General features: G+C 71.5%; 13 protein-coding genes. 9 read left to right on the top strand and 4 right to left on the bottom strand.

What is annotated here, in order from left to right:
• Window positions 1-128: 128 nt before the first annotated feature.
• Entirely contained in the window at window positions 129-500 is a 372-nt protein-coding gene (locus tag ACZ5Y0_RS19125) for a DUF805 domain-containing protein (RefSeq protein WP_469129842.1), read from the bottom strand.
• A 130-nt stretch (window positions 501-630) separates the two neighbouring features.
• On the opposite strand from ACZ5Y0_RS19125, the gene ACZ5Y0_RS19120 reads away from it, so the two are divergent.
• A complete protein-coding gene (locus ACZ5Y0_RS19120) occupies window positions 631-1,587 on the top strand; it encodes a GlxA family transcriptional regulator (RefSeq protein ID WP_469129841.1) in 957 nt (318 codons plus the stop codon).
• A 126-nt stretch (window positions 1,588-1,713) separates the two neighbouring features.
• Window positions 1,714-2,715, top strand: coding sequence for a type I glyceraldehyde-3-phosphate dehydrogenase (gene gap / locus ACZ5Y0_RS19115; protein WP_469129840.1), 1,002 nt, complete (start codon window positions 1,714-1,716; stop codon window positions 2,713-2,715).
• A 458-nt stretch (window positions 2,716-3,173) separates the two neighbouring features.
• Here gap and ACZ5Y0_RS19110 read toward each other — a convergent pair whose 3' ends face one another.
• Window positions 3,174-4,361 carry an MFS transporter gene (locus tag ACZ5Y0_RS19110; RefSeq protein WP_469129839.1) on the bottom strand — a complete coding sequence of 396 codons (1,188 nt, stop codon included), beginning with the start codon at window positions 4,359-4,361 and terminating at the stop codon, window positions 3,174-3,176.
• Between the two features lie 444 nt (window positions 4,362-4,805).
• Here ACZ5Y0_RS19110 and ACZ5Y0_RS19105 point away from each other — a divergent pair, with 444 nt between their 5' ends.
• Window positions 4,806-6,083 carry a ricin-type beta-trefoil lectin domain protein gene (locus ACZ5Y0_RS19105; protein ID WP_469129838.1) on the top strand — a complete coding sequence of 426 codons (1,278 nt, stop codon included), beginning with the start codon at window positions 4,806-4,808 and terminating at the stop codon, window positions 6,081-6,083.
• Window positions 6,084-6,250: 167 nt separating this feature from the next.
• On the opposite strand, the gene ACZ5Y0_RS19100 is transcribed toward ACZ5Y0_RS19105, so the two are convergent.
• Window positions 6,251-9,673 carry a CARDB domain-containing protein gene (locus ACZ5Y0_RS19100; protein ID WP_469129837.1) on the bottom strand — a complete coding sequence of 1,141 codons (3,423 nt, stop codon included), beginning with the start codon at window positions 9,671-9,673 and terminating at the stop codon, window positions 6,251-6,253.
• A 670-nt stretch (window positions 9,674-10,343) separates the two neighbouring features.
• Between ACZ5Y0_RS19100 and ACZ5Y0_RS19095 the strand changes: the two genes are divergently transcribed.
• The 6 genes from ACZ5Y0_RS19095 to ACZ5Y0_RS19070 all read left to right on the top strand — a co-directional run bounded on the left by ACZ5Y0_RS19095 (window position 10,344) and on the right by ACZ5Y0_RS19070 (window position 17,376).
• Window positions 10,344-11,354, top strand: coding sequence for a LacI family DNA-binding transcriptional regulator (locus ACZ5Y0_RS19095; protein WP_469129836.1), 1,011 nt, complete (start codon window positions 10,344-10,346; stop codon window positions 11,352-11,354).
• 243 nt (window positions 11,355-11,597) lie between these two features.
• Complete coding sequence (locus ACZ5Y0_RS19090; RefSeq protein ID WP_469129835.1) at window positions 11,598-13,013, top strand: ABC transporter substrate-binding protein; 1,416 nt, start codon at window positions 11,598-11,600, stop codon at window positions 13,011-13,013.
• A gap of 200 nt (window positions 13,014-13,213) precedes the next feature.
• A complete protein-coding gene (locus ACZ5Y0_RS19085) occupies window positions 13,214-14,170 on the top strand; it encodes a carbohydrate ABC transporter permease (RefSeq protein ID WP_469129834.1) in 957 nt (318 codons plus the stop codon).
• Window positions 14,171-14,189: 19 nt separating this feature from the next.
• Window positions 14,190-15,065, top strand: a complete 876-nt coding sequence (locus ACZ5Y0_RS19080; protein WP_469129833.1) for a carbohydrate ABC transporter permease — start codon at window positions 14,190-14,192, stop codon at window positions 15,063-15,065.
• A gap of 124 nt (window positions 15,066-15,189) precedes the next feature.
• On the top strand, window positions 15,190-16,806 hold the full coding sequence (locus tag ACZ5Y0_RS19075) for a glycoside hydrolase family 13 protein (protein WP_469129832.1): 1,617 nt from the start codon (window positions 15,190-15,192) through the stop codon (window positions 16,804-16,806).
• A gap of 222 nt (window positions 16,807-17,028) precedes the next feature.
• Window positions 17,029-17,376, top strand: coding sequence for a DUF1330 domain-containing protein (locus ACZ5Y0_RS19070; protein ID WP_469129831.1), 348 nt, complete (start codon window positions 17,029-17,031; stop codon window positions 17,374-17,376).
• Between the two features lie 36 nt (window positions 17,377-17,412).
• Here the strand turns inward: ACZ5Y0_RS19070 and ACZ5Y0_RS19065 are convergent, their stop codons facing one another.
• Window positions 17,413-17,835, bottom strand: coding sequence for an ATP-binding protein (locus ACZ5Y0_RS19065; protein ID WP_469129830.1), 423 nt, complete (start codon window positions 17,833-17,835; stop codon window positions 17,413-17,415).
• Between the last annotated feature and the right edge of the window lie 80 nt (window positions 17,836-17,915).

The following is a 17,915-nucleotide window of genomic DNA, read 5'->3' as shown; positions in this document are numbered from 1 at the left end:
CGGAGCGACCGGCTGGACAGCCGAGCGAGTGCCCCGCGGGCGCCGGAGGTGACGCGCGGGCCGGACCGCCCGCGGAGGGTGCCGTCACGCCGCGGGACGCTCCCCGCCAGCCGCCGCTCCGCGTCCCGTCAGACGGGGACCGTGTCGGCGAAGAAGGGGGTCTCCTTCGGGTTGGGGCCGTACTTGTTCCGGCCCGGGGTGGGGTCGCCGGAGGTGAGGACCAGCATGGCGATGATGCCGGCGCAGGGGATCGCGCCGATCAGGACCCACCAGCCGGAGCGGCCGGTGTCGTGCAGGCGGCGGACCGTGACGGCGAGCGTGGGCAGCAGGGTCGCCGCGGTGTACGAGAGCGAGGGCCAGTCGTTGCCGACGTGGTCGTCCGCGAACATCAGCGCCACGTAGATGATCGCGCTCACGAGGGTGAACATCCAGTACTCCTTGCGGCGGGCGCGGCCGCGGAAGACGGCGTACCGTCCGAGCACCTTGAAGTACCAGCTCATGGCGATCCCCCGGGGGTCGATGCACGACGGTCCTGCATGATCAGGCACAGAAGGTAGGCGTATGGACGTGTACTCGTCAATTGAGATGCCGATGGGGGAGCCGGGTGATCGACGCCGGTAACCTGGCACTGTGCACGCCCCCCGTCTACGTCGTGTCGCCGTCCTCGTCCTCGAGGGAGCGAAACCGCTGGACGTGGGCATCCCCGCGCAGGTGTTCACGACCCGCGCGAGCATGCCGTACGAGGTGCGGGTCTGCGGCGCGGCACCGGGGCTGGTGACCGGCGGCGACGGACTGTCGTACCACGTCGCGGACGGACTCGACGCCCTGGACCGGGCCGACATCGTCTTCATCCCCGGCTACCGGTTTCCCGACCGTGACGACCCGCCGCCGGCCGTCGTCGACGCGCTGATCGCCGCCCACGGCCACGGCGCCCGGCTCGCCGCCATCTCCACGGGCGCCTTCGCGCTCGCCGCCACCGGCCTGCTCGACGGCAGGCGCGCCACCACGCACTGGCACTACACCCGGGCTCTGGCGGCTCGGCACCCGCTGGTCCGGGTCGACGAGAACGTCCTGTTCGTCGACGAGGGCAGTGTGCTGACCTCGGCAGGCGCCGCCTCCGGCATCGACCTGTGCCTGCACATCCTGCGCGGCGACCTCGGAGTGGCCGCGTCCAACCACACCGCCCGGCGCCTCGTCGCGGCCCCCTACCGCAGTGGCGGCCAGGCGCAGTACGTACCGCGCAGCGTGCCCGAGCCGCTCGGCGAGCGGTTCGCCGCCACCCGGGAGTGGGCGCTGCGCCGCCTCGACGCCTCCCTCACCCTCACGGTCCTCGCCCGGCACGCGGCGGTGTCGCCCCGTACCTTCTCGCGGCGCTTCGTCGAGGACACCGGGTACACACCCATGCAGTGGGTGATGCGCGCCCGTATCGACGCGGCCCGCGAACTCCTCGAACGGTCCGAGCGCAGCGTCGAACAGATCGCCGCCGACGTCGGGCTCGGCACCGGTGCCAACCTGCGGACGCACTTCCAGCACATCCTCGGCACCACACCCAGCGAGTACCGGCGCACCTTCACCCGGGGCGAGTGACCGGCCCAGCCGCTCGGGCAGGCTCACGGCCCGTGGCGCGATCCTTTTGAACCGTGGCGATCTCGCCGCTGTCCCGGCCGCGGGCCGCGCGCGAACCTGGGGGAGCGAACGGAAGGGACACCACACATGACTCGCATCGCCATCAACGGATTCGGCCGTATCGGACGCAACGTGCTGCGCGCGCTGCTGGAACGTGACACCGACCTCGAGGTCGTCGCGGTCAACGACCTCACCGAGCCCGCCACCCTCGCCCGGCTGCTCGCCTTCGACTCGACGGCCGGCCGCCTCGGCCGCCCGGTGAGCGCGGACGGGGACACCCTCGTCGTCGACGGCCGTCGTATCAAGGTGCTCGCCGAGCGCGAGCCGGCGCAGCTGCCGTGGGCCGAACTGGGTGTCGACATCGTCCTCGAGGCGACCGGCCGCTTCACGTCGGCGAAGGCCGCACGCGCCCACCTGGACGCGGGCGCGCGGAAGGTGCTCGTCAGCGCGCCGTCGGACGGTGCGGACGTCACCCTCGCGTTCGGCGTCAACACCGACGCGTACGACCCCGACCTGCACACGATCGTCTCGAACGCCTCCTGCACGACCAACGCGCTCGCACCGCTGGCCGCGGTCCTCGACGACCTCGCGGGCATCGAGCACGGCTTCATGACCACGGTGCACGCCTACACCCAGGAGCAGAACCTCCAGGACGGCCCGCACCGCGACCCGCGCCGCGCCCGCGCCGCCGGTGTCAACATCGTGCCGACCACCACGGGCGCCGCCAAGGCGATCGGGCTGGTCCTGCCGAACCTCGAGGGCAAGCTCTCGGGCGACTCGATCCGCGTGCCCGTCCCGGTGGGGTCGATCGTCGAACTCAACACGACCGTGGCCCGCGACGTGACGCGCGACGACGTGCTGGCGGCCTACCGCGCCGCCGCCGAAGGCCCCCTCGCCGGCGTCCTCGAGTACTCCGAGGACGCGCTCGTGTCGGCCGACATCACGGGCAACCCGGCCTCGTCGATCTTCGACTCGGCCCTCACCCGCGTCGACGGCCGGCACATCAAGGTCGTCGCCTGGTACGACAACGAGTGGGGCTTCTCGAACCGCGTCATCGACACGCTCGGACTGCTCGCCGCCACCAGCTGACCGTCACCGCTCCGCCCCCGCCTTCGCCGGCGTGTCCTGACCCGCCTCACCATCCTGTCCTCGGCAGGTGTCCGGGCGGCGGGGCCAGGACCGCCCGGGCGTCCGCCAGGCACGCGAGCGGGACGGGCCGCGCCCCGAGCCCCGTCGCCCGGACACCGAACTCACGCCGGTCCAGGGGGACCTCCGGTGCGCCCCGCCGCCGCCTTCGCCTGCTGCGGGAACGTCGCCGACAGGGGCTCCCGCTCGGCCGGACCGGCCTGCCCGAACAGCGCGAGGACCCGCGGAGACCGCGGTGGCCCGGTCCGGGTGCCGGGAACTCGCGTCGGCGCGCGTCACGAGCGAGCGCACAGGGGTGTCGTCCACAACGATCTCCGACGCGAGCAGGCGGCCGATCCGGGCCGGGTGAGGTGAGGCCCGCGCGGGGGGTGTCGGCGGTCCGGGAACGACGGCCCGCACGTTCACGAGTCCGCCGGCAGCGGACGCCGGAGCAGATAGCCCGCCGCCGTCGACACGAGGATCGCCATGCAGGCGATGAAGACCAGGCCCGCGCCCTCCAGGCCGAGCGGGCCGGAGAGTACGCCCACGCCGATCACCGGGACGGAGATGCCGGCGTAGGCCACCACGAACAGCGTCGAGATCACCGCCGCGCGCAGGCGGGCGGGGGATGCCCCGGCCACCGCGGACAGCGCGCCGCGGAACGCGAGTCCCTGCCCGGTCCCGCCGACGATCGCGCTCAGCACCACCAGCGCCGGCACCTCCCACCGCAGCGCGCCCGCGAGGAGTGCGAGTCCGGCGAGGAGCGCGGCGCAGCCCAGGGGCAGCGATCGCCGGATCCCGACCCGCCCGACGACCAGTTGTCCGGCGGTCGAGGCGAAGAAGGCCAGGGCGACGATCAACCCGCTGACGGCGTGGTTGTGGACGTCCAGGGACTGGGCGAGGAACGCGGGGCTGACGGACGTGAACACCCCGAACATTGCGAACCCGACGAAGGAGGCGACCGCCGCCGGCCCGAAGACGGCTCGCACCTCGGCGGGCAGGGCGGGGTGCTGCGGCCGTACGGTGCCCAGTGGGCGCGCCCGTACGGTTTCCGGGAGCCGCAGCAGGACGGCCGCGGAGACCGCCACCAGGGCGAGGTGCACGGCGAACGGCAGGTGCAGCGGCCAGGGCGCGTACTGGGCGAGCAGGCCGGCGAGGAGAGGACCGCAGCCCAGACCGCCCATGTTGGCGGACGTCGCCACGAACGTGGCCCGGGGACCGCCGCCGCGCGGCGCGAGATCCATGACGTACGCCGTGGCGGCTCCGGTGAACAGGCCGGCGGACATCCCCGACAGCAGCCGTCCCCCGTACAGCCAGGCCGGCGACTCGGCGCCGAGGAAGCAACCGGCGCTCGCCGCCGCGCAGCCCAGGCCCGCGAGGAGCACGAACCGTCTGCCCACGGTGTCGGAGGCGTTGCCCGCCAGCAGCAGGACGCCGATCACCGCGAAGGCGTACACGGCGTACACGAGGGTGACCGTCAGCTCGGAGAAGCCGAACTTCGCCTGGTAGAGACCGTAGAGGGGAGTCGGCAGGGTCGTGCCGGCCATGCACACGGCGAACACGGCCCCGCCGAGCAGACACTGCGGCCATCCCCGGCGCTCACCGTCCATGCGGCCGACGGTAACGCGGTATCCCGTTTCCGCCCCGCACGACGTGCCCGTGCGGGGAGCGGCGGGGCGCCGGTCAGGATCCGTCGGAGCGAGGAGCGCCGGGAGGAGCGCACCGTGGCGGGAGAACCGTTCCGCCCGGTAGGTGCGCGGCGGGTTTTCGCCCCTGGCGACTGCATGGCAAGTCCCCCGATCCGCTCGACGGCTCGGCCAGGACTGCCGCTTCCCCGTGCACGGGAGCCGCGGGGATCGGCCCGGATGCACTCCCTTCCAGGTGGTCCATACCAAACCCTTGACACCCGTATTACTCACTCCTTAAATCACATACTGAACTAAGTCATCCCCCCCACCCCATGCTGCGCCGACCGGTCGATCCCGCTCGCATCTGTTGCTGTCATGCGCATGCAGTGTGCCGGTCCACGCGTCATGCCCGACGAAGGGAGAGTCATGGACTCCCCGCGCTTCACCCGGCGCCTCCTGTGGTCCCTCGCCCCGCTCCTGGCCTTCGCGTCGCTGTCCACCGGACTCGCGCAGGGCGCGCCGCCCGCGCCGGAGGGCGTCACACCGGCCGTCGCCGAGGCTCAGGCGGCCGCCGTCACCTTCTCCGACGACTTCGACGGACCCGCGGGCGCCGCCGTCGACGGCACCAAGTGGCAGATCGAGACCGGGGACAACGTCAACAACCACGAGCGGCAGTACTACACGGCCGGCAACCGCAACGCCGCCCTGGACGGCCAGGGCCATCTGGTGATCACCGCCCGCCGCGAGAACCCGGGCAACTACCAGTGCTGGTACGGACGGTGCGAGTACACCTCCGCCCGGCTGAACACCGCGGGCCGGTTCACCACGACGTACGGCCGTGTCGAGGCCCGCATGAAGATCCCGCGCGGACAGGGCATGTGGCCCGCGTTCTGGATGCTGGGCAACGACATCGGCCAGGTCGGCTGGCCCAACTCGGGCGAGATCGACGTCATGGAGAACGTGGGCTTCGAGCCGTCCACCGTGCACGGCACCCTGCACGGGCCGGGCTACTCCGGCTCCGGAGGCATCGGCGCCGGGTACACCCTGCCCGGCGGACAGGCCTTCGCCGACGCCTTCCACACCTTCGCCGTCGACTGGAGCCCGAACGCGATCACCTGGTCCGTCGACGGCACGGTGTACCAACGGCGTACCCCCGCCGACCTGGGCGGCCGGCAGTGGGTCTTCGACAAGCCCTTCTTCCTCATCCTCAACCTCGCGGTCGGCGGCTACTGGCCCGGAGACCCCGACGGCAGCACCGTCTTCCCCCAGCAGCTCCTGGTCGACTACGTCCGCGTCAGCACCGACACCGCGCAGCCGGGCGGCAGCGGTCCCATCACCGGCGTCGGCGGCAAGTGCGTCGACGTGGCCGGAGCAAACACCGCCAACGGCACGGCCGTACAGCTCTACGACTGCAACGGCACTGCCGCGCAGCGGTGGACGGTGGGCGGCGACGGCACGATCCGCGCGCTCGGCAAGTGCCTGGACGTGGCCTCCGGCGGTACGGCCGACGGCACCGTCGTCCAGCTGTGGGACTGCAACGGGTCCGCCGCCCAGCAGTGGGCCGTGCCCGCCGCGCGGGACATCGTCAACCCGCAGGCGAACAAGTGCCTGGACGCGACCGGCGGCAGCTCCGCCAACGGCACCCGCCTCCAGATCTGGACCTGCACCGGAGCGGTCAACCAGAAGTGGACGGTGACCCGTTGAGTACGCCCCGCCTGCGCGAGCCCGCGGCTCGCGACGCGCTGGACACGGTGGCCGCCGTGTGACGCGGTGGCCGGCACCCATGCCGCGCCCGGTACCGGACTTCCGGCACCGGGCGCGGCCCATGAGGGCGGTGACCGATCCCCCTCACCGGGGGGATCGGCCGTGTGTCAGCGGACGCTCCGCCGGGCCGCCGACGCCCCGTTCGGAGCGCCGGTGATGGTGAACTGCGAGCCGGGCTCGACCAGGACGTCGCCCTGGGCCGAACCGGTGATCGTGACGTTCGACAGGGTGGCGCTGCCGCGGGCGCCGCTCATCGCGAGGATGCCGGAGCCGTTGTGGGACCTGTCGATGCGGACGTCGGTGATCCTCACGCCCGGCATCGCGCCGCCACCCGTCTTGAACTGGATGCCGTCGTACGTCGAGTCGTGGATCTCGGTGTCCCGGATGGTGACGCCCGGGATGTCCTGGCCCTGCGCGAAGAGGGTGATGGCGCCGAACTCCTGCGCCTCGCTCCAGAACGCGCCGCCCGTGCGGTACAGGGCGTTGCCTGCGATGAGGGTCTGCCCGGAGAAGGGCAGCGGGTCGTGGTCGGTGGCCAGCATGATGCCCGGGTAGTTCATGGTGTCGGAGACGACGTTGTTCTGGATCGTGTTTCCGTGACCGCCGTACACCGCGATCCCGTTGGCCCGCCAGGGCAGCTGGACGGTGTTGTTGCGGAAGTGGTTGTCGTGGCCGACGTCCACCGAGGTGTCCTTGACGTACTTGCTGGCCCAGACGGCGAGCGCGTCGTCGCCGGTGTTACGGAAGGAGGAGTTGTACACGGTGGAGTTGCGGGTGCCGTTGGCGAAGTTGACGCCGTCGGCGTAGGTGTTGCGGATGCGGACGCCGGTGAACTCCAGCCCGTCGCCGGGGCCCCACAGTTCGGGGATGTTGGAGTAGTCCCGACCGGCCCACACACCGACGTTGGCGTGCTCGATCCACACGTTGGTGATCTTCGTGCCCTTGCCGAAGCGGCCGTTGAGGCCGACGCCGCCCTCGTGGTTGCCGTCACCGCCGCGGATGGTGCCCGAGCCGAAGATGGCGATGTCGGAGATCTGCGTGTTGTGGTCGATGTCGAAGCCGAAGTTGCCCTCGTGCGGGTGGTTGATGCCGCCCGCCTCGTGCGGCGGGGTCAGCGTGTACAGCTGCGAGTGCCACATGCCCGCGCCACGGACGGTGACGTCCCGGATGCCCACCTGGTTGAACTGGCCGCGGTTGAGCGGGTCGTCCGTGAGGATCTTCTGTTCCTGCCGCCACTGCCCGGCCGGGATCCACACGCAGGAGATCTGGCCGTTCTGGTCGGCGGTGACCGCTCGCTGGAGGGCGTCGGTGTCGTCGAGGCCGTCGTTGGGGACGGCACCGTACTCGGTGATCGAGGTGCACGCGGCCGGCTTGGCGGCCGGGGGCGCCACCTGCTCCAGGTCCACGAGATCGATGATCTGGAACGCGGCGGAGTCGCCGGCGTCGCGTTGGAGACGGAAGACGGTGCCCACCGGGTAGGTCTGCGACAGCAGCGCGTGGGACTCGTCGAACAGGCGCCGGGCGTCCCCGCCGGGCCGGTTGGTCAGCCCTTCCGGGTCGTCGGTGGAGCCGTACAGCCAGCTGTGCTTCGACGACAGGCTCAGCTTCCGTACGAACGTGCCGTCGGCGTAGAGGCTGATCGTGGCGTCCGCGCCGCCGCCGGTCGCGGAGTCCGGGACGGAGTTGCGCACGACGATGGAATTGGCCGGGTTGGTCGAGGTGAACTCCACGTACTGACCAGTGGAGTTGAGTCGGACCGACTTGCGGCCGGAGGACTCGGTGGCGAAGTTGGTGTGCCCGAAGGTCCGCTTGGGGTCGGCCGTCAGCAGGGTGCCCGAGTACCGGCCGTCCTCCGCCTCGTACTCGGTGTAGGGCACGGCGGCACCGCGTCCCACGACCAGGGACTTCGCGAGCACGTTGTTGTTCTCGTCGGTCTCGGTGACGATCCCGGTGGCATCGGCGGTCGCGGTGATGGTGGCTCCGCCCGCGGTCGCCGTCCAGGTGCCGCTGATCTGGACGTTCACCGTGGCGTCCGGAGCCACTTGGCCGGTGGTGCCGTTCAGGGTGGTCGAGCCCGCCTGGACCCGGGTCACGGACCCGGCGGGCACCGCGGTGGTCCCGCGGTTGCGCACGGCGACGGTGAAGGAGACGGGGGTGCCGACGGCCGGGTTGGCCGGGCTGGTGCTGATGGAGCGCACTTCCAGGTCCGGGCCCGGGGCCTGGGTGACGACCATGCGGTTCGCGGCGGCACGGCTGTTGTTGGTGTCGTCCAGCTCGGCGACGGTGCCGCGCGGGTCGACGACCGCCGACACGGCGTAACTGCCCGCCGGGCGGGTGCCGGTGGACACGTCCACGGTGGCGGAGGCGCCCGGGTCGAGCGCCGGGACGGCCCCGCTGCCCGCGACCGTCCCCTCGACGCCGGCTTCGACGGTGGTCGCCGCGGAGCGCGCGGTGCCGGCGTTGCGGACGGTGGCCTTGACGGTGACCGCGTCCCGTTCGGTGGGCGCGGCGGGCGTCCAGCCGAGGCCGGTGACCGTCAGGTCGGGGGCGGGGGCCGCGGTGCCGACGACCTGGAACTCGGCGACCTGACCGCCGGGCGCCCCGCTGTTGGAGGAGAAGCGCAGGCGTACGTCGGCCCAGCGGCCGCTGACCGGGATGGTCACCGTGTTGCCGCTCGCCGGGCTGAAGGCATAGGCCTTCGCGGCGACGAGGGAGGTGAAGGTGCTCGCCGACTGCTGGCGGCCCAGGACCTGGATGCCCTGGGTACGGGCGGCCCACACCGGGGCGGGGTCGAGTTTGACGACCACGGCGCTGACATCCGCGTCGGCGCCGAGCCTCACGGTGAGGTCGGCGGGGTGGCCGGCCGCTTCCCAGTAGGTGGAGGTCGAGTCGTCCGTGGCGTTGGCGGCCACGTAGCTCTGCACGGACGAGGTGGCCTCGACGGGCTTGTGGCGGGCGAGGTTGGTGCCGGCCGGCGGTGGCTCGGTGCCGCCGTCCTCGCCGTACACCTCCAGTTCGGCGAGCTGGGCGGCGTTCCAGCCGGTGTTGCCGGAGACGCTGACGCGTACGTAGCGGACGTCGGCGGGCGAGGGCAGCGCGACGGTCACGGTGTTGGCCTGCGCCGGGTCGAAGACCCGGACCGCGGAGGCGGCGAGGGTGCCGAACCCGGAGCCGTCGGTGCTGCCCTGGAGGGACAGGGTCTGGTTGCGCCCCTCCCAGCCCGTCGGAAGTTTCAGCACGACCCGGTCCACGTCGCGGGCCGCGCCGAGGTCGACCTGCACCCACTGCGGAAAGGAGCCCGCGGGGCCTTCCCAGTAGGACGCCTGGACACCGTCGGTGGTGTGGGACGCCGGGTACTCGGCGTGGGAGCCGCCCGCGGTCGCCGGGCGGCCGAGGGCCAGGTTGACGTCAGCGGCGGCCGGCGCGGCGTGGGCGGGGGAGGCGAGACTCAGTGGCAGCAGTCCCGTCGCGATCAGACCGGCGATGACGACGCCGGTCAGGGGCCGACGGCCTGGTGGGCTCCATCTCATGGGGGTCCTCTGTTCGATCGGTGGCACGGCGGAGGGCGTGGCGGACCGGCGGGGGAGGTGGGGCGGGAGAGAGGGCGGGGCCAACCTCTGAAGATTGGCCGCGAGAGGAACGGCCGGACGTGCACGCAATTTGAGTCGAACGGTCGATTCCTTGCGGAAACTACGTCCACAGGTTTCTAGCGTGTCCCTGGTTTGTCAACGGTCCTGCCGGGAGCGGGAGTTGACGCGCAAGTGCCTTGCGTGCCTTGCGGACCCGCTTGCGTTTCCGACAGCCCGCACGAAAGTTCCTGGCACGGGCCTTCCCTGGCTCACGTCGGGGACGCGGGCGGTTTCGGTCCGAGCTGCCGCGACGGTGGAGCTCCCCCGGCCGTCCGCAAGCTCCGTTGTGCTGCACGCAAAGAGGCCCCTGGACGGCGCCTCACGGTGGTGCCGCACCTTCCCGACCGACCAGGCAGCCGACCGCGGCCCGCCTGCCCGCCGCGGGCGGGACGGAATCGGGGGCGCCGGAACCGGACCGGGACGGAATCGGGGGGCGTCGGAACCGGCGACGAACGGCCACCGTCCTCACGGCCCCGAGTCCCGCAAGTGAGCCGCAGATCCTGACGGAAACCGAACTCCCGTACCGAGAGCGCCGCAAGCCGCTTGCGCAGCTTGCGCTAGCCTTGCGCGCATGACGCGACGACTTGCTCAGGTAGCCAAGAAGGTTGGGGTCAGCGAGGCCACGGTCAGCCGGGTCCTCAACGGCAAGCCCGGAGTCTCGGACGCCACCCGACAGTCCGTGCTGACGGCACTGGACGTGCTCGGCTACGAGCGTCCCACCCAGTTGCGCGGCGAACGCGCCCGCCTCGTGGGCCTGGTGCTGCCCGAGCTCCAGAACCCGATCTTCCCCCTGCTCGCCGAGGTCATCGGCGCGGCGCTGGCCCAGCAGGGGCTGACCCCGGTGCTGTGCACCCAGACCAAGGGCGGCGTCTCCGAGGCCGACTACGTCGAGCTGCTGCTGCAACAGCACGTCTCCGGGGTGGTGTTCGCCGGTGGCCTGTTCGCCCAGGCCGACGCTCCGCACGACCACTACCGCCGGCTCGCCGAGCGGCGGATCCCGGTGGTGCTGATCAACGCCCCCATAGCGGAACTGGACTTCCCCTGTGTCTCCTGCGACGACGCGGTCGCCGTCGAGCAGGCCTGGCGTCACCTGTCCCTGTTGGGCCACGAGCGCATCGGCGTCGTCCTCGGTCCCGGGGACCACATCCCCTCCCGGCGCAAGCTCGTCGCCGCCCGCGCCGCCGCCGAGGCGGCCGGCACCACCCTGTCCGAAGACCGGGTGGAGCGCTCGATGTTCTCCCTGGAGGGCGGCCAGGCGGCCACCACGCGCCTGCTGGAGCGTGGCGTCACCGGCGTCATCTGCGCCAGCGACCCGCTGGCGCTCGGTGCCATCAGGGCCGCCCGGCGCCGCGGACTGGCAGTGCCCGGACAGGTGTCGGTCGTCGGCTTCGACGACTCGGCGTTCATGAACTGCATCGAGCCCCCGCTGACGACCGTGCGCCAGCCCATCGAGGCCATGGGCCGAGCCGCCGTGGACCTGCTGTGCGCCCAGATCCGCGGCGGTGAAGTGCCCCCCGGAGAGCTGCTGTTCGAGCCGGAACTGGTCGTCCGCGGCTCGACGGCGCAGGCCCCGCGCGACTGAACGGCGTCCGGTGTCGCACCTGTTGCCGGCCTGGCCCACCGCGTGCCGCGCAACTACACCTTGGAAGACGTGACTTGCGTGGCGGCATCGCCACCGCCCCGGCTGTATGCGGCTGACTGTCGAACAATTACGAAATCAGCGCGAGATATTGCGGCCACTTGTTGGCGGTGGTTGAGTGTGCGGCGCCCCACATCGCATCGGCGACGGGGGCGCCTTCCACGTTCATGCCGAAGGGGACCACCCATGAGAAGAGTTCGGTTCCGCCGCACCCGCCGCGCAGGCGCGGTCACCCTCGTCTCCGCCCTCACGCTGACGGCGCTCGCCGCCTGCGGCACGAGCAGCAGCACCGACGACGACAACGGCTCCGGGAACGGCGCGAACTCGGATCCCGCCGCGCCGCTGGACCCCAAGACCAAGGTGACCATCACGATCGACTGCATGCCCCCGGCGGCGAAGGCGGCCGAACTCAAGGAGTGGAACGAGGACGTCAAGGAGTTCAACAAGTCGTACCCCCACGTCACCGTCCAGGGCCGCTCCACCCCGGGCCAGTGTCTGGAGCCGCCCCGCTTCACCGCGATGCTCAAGGCCAGGTCCCAGCCCGACGTGTTCTACACGTACTTCACCGACCTGGCGCAGGTCCTCGACAACGACGGCGCCCAGGACATCAGCGCCTACGTCAACGACAGGACCGTCCCGCTGCTCAAGGACATCGCCCCCGACGTCCTCGCCTCGCTCAAGCAGGACGGCAAGCTCTACGGCCTGCCCACCAGCAACTACCGGATGGGCCTGCTGATCAACCGCAAACTCTTCACCGAGGCGGGCCTCGACCCGGACTCCCCGCCGGCCACCTGGGAGGACGTCCGCGCGGCGGCCAAGAAGATCGCGGCTCTCGGCGGCGGTGTCGCCGGCTTCGGCGAGTACAGCGCGGCCAACACCGGCGGCTGGCACTTCACCGCGCAGATGTACAGCCTCGGCGGTGACGTCGTCGACGGCTCCGGGAAGAAGGCCGCGTTCAACGACGCGATCGGCAAACGGGTCGCCCGGAACCTTCACGCGATGCGCTGGGAGGACGACTCGATGGGCAAGACCCAGTTGCTGAAGTGGGGCGACCTCCAGAAGCAGATCGCCACCGACAAGCTCGGCATGTTCCTCGCCGCGCCCGACGACGTGACCTACATGGTCCAGCAACTCGGCGCCGAGTACGAGAACTTCGGCATGGGCCCGATCCCCGGCGGCAGGAACACCCTCGCCGGCGGCAACAACTACATGATCAAGAAGGGCATTTCGTCCGACAAGGTCAAGGCAGCCGTCGCCTGGCTCAACTTCAAGTTCACCACCGTCGGCAAGGGTCACTACGACTGGCGGCGCGCCAAGGCCGACGGCCTGCCGGTCGGGCTCCCACAGCCCAACCTGTGGCTGAACGAGAGCAAGGCCAAGGACGACGCGGCCCGCGAGCGGTACGCCACCATGCCGGTGGAGAACTTCAAGGCGTTCATGGACGACCCGGTCCCGGGCAAGGCCGAACCGCCGAAGGCCCAGGAGATCTACAAGGTCCTCGACAACGTGATGTCCGGCATCCTCACCAACAGGGACGCCGACATCGACAAGCTCCTGTCGACGGCGGAGACCCAGGTCGACCAGGTTCTCGCCACCCGGTGACCCGCGGGCCGGACGGGGCCCCGGGCTCAACCATGTTCTCGGCGCCCCGTGACCCCGCAGGGCCGCGCGCCGTCGCACCGCCCGGCCCGCGAGCGCGCGCCCCGCGCCCGTCCTCTCCCGCGACAGGGCGAGCCCGACCGCCCACGTCACGTGCCCGGACCGTCGCGTCCGGCGGCACCGCAGCACGTCAAGGAGCGCCCATGTCGGCCCCCACCCTCACGCAGGACCCGGCGGCCGGGGACCGCCGTCCCCGCCGCGCCAGCGCCGTACCGCCCCCGGCCGCAGGCCTCGCCACGGCCGTGCGCCGCAACCTCACCGCCCACGCCTTCCTCATCGGCGCGGTGCTCTGCTTCGCCTTCTTCTCCTGGTACCCGATCGTCCGCGAGTTCCTGCTCGCCTTCCAGAAGACCGAGGACGGCCGCGTCAGCTGGACCGGCTGGGACAACTTCGTCACCGTCTGGAACGACCCCGCCTTCGGCCAGGCGTGGCGCAACACCCTGTGGTTCACGGTCCTCGCGCTGGTCCTGGGCTTCGCCGTCCCCTTTCTCACCGCCCTGGTCATCAACGAGTTCCGGCACGGTCAGGGCTATCTGCGGCTGTTGGTGTACCTGCCCGTGATGCTTCCGCCCACCGCGTCCGTCCTGCTGTTCAAGTACCTGTACGACCCTGGTTACGGCATGTTCAACGAGGTTCTCGGCGTCCTCGGCGTTCCCGCCCAGCAATGGCTCCAGGACCCCGACACCGCGATGCTCTCCGTCGTCGTCGCCTCCACCTGGATGAACATGGGCGGCGCGACCCTCATCTACCTGGCCGCACTCCAGGGCGTCCCCGGCGAGCTGTACGAAGCCGCCGAACTCGACGGGGCCGGCCTGCTGCGCAAGGTGTGGCACGTGACGATCCCGCAGACCCGGCTCGTCCTGCTGCTGATGCTCCTCATGCAGATCATCGCCACCATGCAGGTGTTCATCGAGCCCTTCCTGCTCACCGGCGGCGCCGGACCGGAGGGCTCCACCACGACCGTCGTCTACCTCATCTACCAGTACGCCTTCAACTTCAACAACTACGGTGCCGCGGCCGCGCTCGGCCTGCTCCTGCTCGTACTGCTGGCCGGCTTCTCGGCCGCGTACACCAGGCTCAGCCGCGCCACCGACGAGTAGGACCGGGGGAGACACGCACATGTCCACACGCACGCTCATCTCACCGGCCCGACTGGCCCGGCCGCGCGGCAGACTCCTCTACTGGCTCGCCTTCGCGCTCGTCGTCGCCCTGTTCACGCTGGCCTTCCTCGGCCCCCTGTACTGGATGGTGTCCGGCGGCCTCAAGACCACCCAGGAAGCCGTCCAGACACCCCCGACCTGGGTGCCCGGCTCCGTCCACCCCGAGAACTACCGGCGGGCCTGGGAGGTCATGGACCTGGCCCGGCTGCTCCTCAACACCCTGTACTACGCCTTCGGTGCGCTCGCCTTCCAACTGGTCCTCGACGTCGCCGCCGCCTACTCGCTGTCCAAGCTGCGGCCCGTCCTGGGCAAGGCGGTCCTCGGGATGATGCTCGTCACCCTGATGATTCCGGCGACCGTCCTCGTCGTACCCCAGTACCTCACCGTGCTGGACGTGCCGATCGTCGAACGCAACCTGCTCAACTCGCCCTGGGCGATCTGGCTGCCCTCGGTCACCAACGCCTTCTCCATTTTCCTGCTGAAGCGGTTCTTCGACTCCATCCCCAGGGAACTCCTCGACGCGGCCTCCATGGACGGCGCCGGCCCGCTGCGCATCCTGTGGTCCGTCGTCCTGCCGATCTCCCGGCCCATCCTCGGCGTGGTGTCCATCTTCGCCGTCGTCGGCGTCTGGAAGGACTTCCTCTGGCCCATGCTGGTGCTGCCCGACCCCACCGGACAGACCCTCGCCGTCGGCATCTACTCGCTCGCCACCAGCGTGCCGGAGAACGTGCTGATCGCCGCCCTCACCATCGCGTCCCTGCCGACCCTGCTGCTGTTCCTCCTCTTCCAGCGCAACATCATGAGCGGGCTGACCGCGGGTGGCCTCAAGGGCTGACGCACCTCATCCTCCGGCACGGCGTGCCGCCGCCCTTCCGATCCCTCCGCCGCCGCCTCGTCCTCGACGCCCCGCTGTCCGAGGCGGCGGCGGGGAACCACCCTTGCCCCGAAAGGACCGTCACGTGGCAGCCCCTCATCGCGACACGACCCCCGGCCACTCGGACCACTGGTGGCGTGACGCTGCCATCTACCAGGTCTACCCCCGCAGTTTCGCCGACGGTGACGGCGACGGCACCGGCGACCTCGCGGGCGTACGGACGAAACTGCCCTATCTCGCCGAACTCGGCGTCGACGCCGTCTGGTTCACCCCGTGGTACCTCTCGCCGCTCGCCGACGGCGGCTACGACGTCGCCGACTACCGCACCATCGACCCCGCCTTCGGCACGCTCGGCGAGGCCGAGAAACTGATCGCCGAGGCCCGCGCCCTCGGCATCCGCACCATCGTCGACATCGTGCCCAATCACGTCTCCGACCAGCATCCGTGGTTCCGGGCCGCACTCGCCGCCGGACCGGGCAGCCCCGAACGCAAGCTGTTCCACTTCCGCCCCGGACGCGGCGAGCACGGCGAACTGCCGCCCAACGACTGGCCGTCGCAGTTCGCGGGCCCGACCTGGACCCGGGTCGAGGACGGCGAGTGGTACCTGCATCTGTTCACCCCCCAGCAGCCGGACCTCAACTGGGCCCACCCGACAGTGCGCGAGGAACACGAGGACGTCCTGCGGTTCTGGTTCGAGCGCGGCGTCGCGGGGGTCCGCATCGACTCGGCCGCACTGCCCGCCAAGGATCCCGCCCTGCCCGACTTCGTCGAGGGCCACGACCCCCACCCCTATATCGACCGCGACGAACTGCACGAGATCTACCGCTCCTGGCGGCGCGTCGCCGACGCCTACGGCGGCGTCTTCGTCGGCGAGGTGTGGCTCCCGGACTCGGATCGCTTCGCCCGCTACCTGCGCCCCGACGAACTGCACACCGCGTTCAACTTCGCCTTCCTCGCCTGCCCCTGGGACGCCGCGCGACTGCGCACGGCCATCGACGACACCCTCGCGGAGCACGCTCCCGTCGGCGCGCCCCCCACGTGGGTACTGTGCAACCACGACGTGACGCGCACGGTCACGCGCTACGGCCGTCGGGACACCGGTTTCGACTTCGCCACCAAGGCCTTCGGCACCCCCACCGATCTGGGGCTGGGCACCCGCCGGGCCCGTGCCGCCGCTCTCCTCACCCTCGCCCTGCCCGGCTCCGTCTACCTCTACCAGGGCGAGGAACTGGGCCTGCCCGAGGCGGAGATACCCCTCGACCGCATCCAGGACCCCATGCACTTCCGCTCCGGCGGCACCGACCCCGGCCGCGACGGCTGCCGCGTCCCCCTGCCGTGGGCCACCGACGCCCCCTACGCCGGCTTCGGCTCGCGCACCGAACCCTGGCTGCCGCAGCCCGCCGGCTGGTCCGGCTACGCCGTCGACCGCCAGGCCGCCGACCCCGCCTCGATGCTGGTTCTCTACCGCACCGCCCTGCGGCTGCGCCGCACCGAACCCGGCCTCGGCGACGGCCCGTTGGAGTGGCTGCCCGCCGCCGACGGCGTCCTCGCGTTCCGCCGCGCACCCGGCCTGGTCTGTGTGGTCAACCTCGCCGGCATCCCGGCCGGCCTGCCGGACCACGAGACCGTCCTCCTCGCCAGCGGTCCTCTGGACACCGACGGGATGCTGCCCACCGACACGGCGGCCTGGCTGCGCGTCTGAGCCGACGGCACCACCCCGCCGACCGGGCCCACTCCGGTCCCGAGGGCGCCTGCCGCTCGTCCGGCCCCTCCCGCGCGCCCGGAACCGGACGGCGCCGGACGGTCGAGGTCGACGGAGAACGGGTGCCGGGCCCCGTCGCGCTTACCTCTCGGGTAATCGACCGGTGTCCTGCGGTGGCGCAGGATAGTGACTGTCGAGAGCCCGACCGGACGGAAGGACACCATGTCTGCCTACGCCATCGCCCACTTGCAGGAAGCGGCACCGCACGCGGAGGTCGCCGAGTACATCGAGCGCATCACCGCGACCTTCGAGCCGTACGGCGGCCGCTTCCTGGTGCACGGCGCGCAGCACGAGGTGGTGGAGGGCGCCTGGCCCGGACACGTCGTGGTGATCGGATTCCCGTCGATCGCCGAGGCGCGGGCCTGGTGGGCCTGTGCCGCCTACCGGGAGATCGCGCCCCTGCGCGCACGGCACATCGAGGGTGACATCATCCTGGTCCCGGGCGTCCCCGAGGGCTACGACGCGACCGTCACGGGAAAGGCGATGCGCGAGGCGCTGCTCACCCGGTAGCGGAGCCGCTTCGAGGAGCGCCGGAACCCCGTCCGCTCAGCCGCGCCGGTCGTCCGCCGCGGGCGGGCGGAAACAGGCCGTGACCGTTTTGCCGTGCGGGCACTGGTGCGCCTCCCAGCTGTCGGCCAGGGCGTCGACCAGCAGCATGCCCCGCCCACCGACACGCTCGGTGCTGGGCTCCCGGGGAGAGGGCAGCTCGTCGGAGTGGTCGTGGACCGCGATGTGCAGGCACCGGCTGTCCCACACCATGACGAGCTGGGCGTTGCTGTGTGCGTGCCGGTGCGCATTGGTGACCAGTTCGGAGACCGTCAGCAGGACGGCGTCGGTGGTCTCCGGGGCCTCGCTGGTCCAGCCCAGGGAGTCGAGGTGTTCCCGCGCCCAGTCCCGGGCGCCCTTCACCGAACTGTCCAACGGCAGGGTGCGCGCCCACCCGACCGCCCGCAGCGCCGACCCGTCCATCTTGACCCCTTCCGTGGAACTGCCGTGACGGATTGGCGTGTACCCCCGGACAGCGAGGTGAGGCATGCCCCGCCGCGAGC

The sequence above is a fragment of the Streptomyces sp. NPDC033216 genome, from assembly GCF_055577115.1.
This window is presented reverse-complemented; position numbering and strand designations above follow the sequence as displayed.

Excerpts from the sequence above, each read along its gene's own strand:
- ACZ5Y0_RS19090 (WP_469129835.1), top strand. The coding sequence starts at position 11,598 with ATGAGAAGAGTTCGGTTCCGCCGCACCCGCCGCGCAGGCGCGGTCACC.
- gap (WP_469129840.1), top strand. The coding sequence starts at position 1,714 with ATGACTCGCATCGCCATCAACGGATTCGGCCGTATCGGACGCAACGTG.
- ACZ5Y0_RS19125 (WP_469129842.1), bottom strand. The coding sequence starts at position 500 with ATGAGCTGGTACTTCAAGGTGCTCGGACGGTACGCCGTCTTCCGCGGC.
- ACZ5Y0_RS19105 (WP_469129838.1), top strand. The coding sequence starts at position 4,806 with ATGGACTCCCCGCGCTTCACCCGGCGCCTCCTGTGGTCCCTCGCCCCG.
- ACZ5Y0_RS19070 (WP_469129831.1), top strand. The coding sequence starts at position 17,029 with ATGTCTGCCTACGCCATCGCCCACTTGCAGGAAGCGGCACCGCACGCG.
- ACZ5Y0_RS19080 (WP_469129833.1), top strand. The coding sequence starts at position 14,190 with ATGTCCACACGCACGCTCATCTCACCGGCCCGACTGGCCCGGCCGCGC.
- ACZ5Y0_RS19085 (WP_469129834.1), top strand. The coding sequence starts at position 13,214 with ATGTCGGCCCCCACCCTCACGCAGGACCCGGCGGCCGGGGACCGCCGT.
- ACZ5Y0_RS19110 (WP_469129839.1), bottom strand. The coding sequence starts at position 4,361 with ATGGACGGTGAGCGCCGGGGATGGCCGCAGTGTCTGCTCGGCGGGGCC.
- ACZ5Y0_RS19065 (WP_469129830.1), bottom strand. The coding sequence starts at position 17,835 with ATGGACGGGTCGGCGCTGCGGGCGGTCGGGTGGGCGCGCACCCTGCCG.
- ACZ5Y0_RS19095 (WP_469129836.1), top strand. The coding sequence starts at position 10,344 with ATGACGCGACGACTTGCTCAGGTAGCCAAGAAGGTTGGGGTCAGCGAG.
- ACZ5Y0_RS19100 (WP_469129837.1), bottom strand. The coding sequence starts at position 9,673 with ATGAGATGGAGCCCACCAGGCCGTCGGCCCCTGACCGGCGTCGTCATC.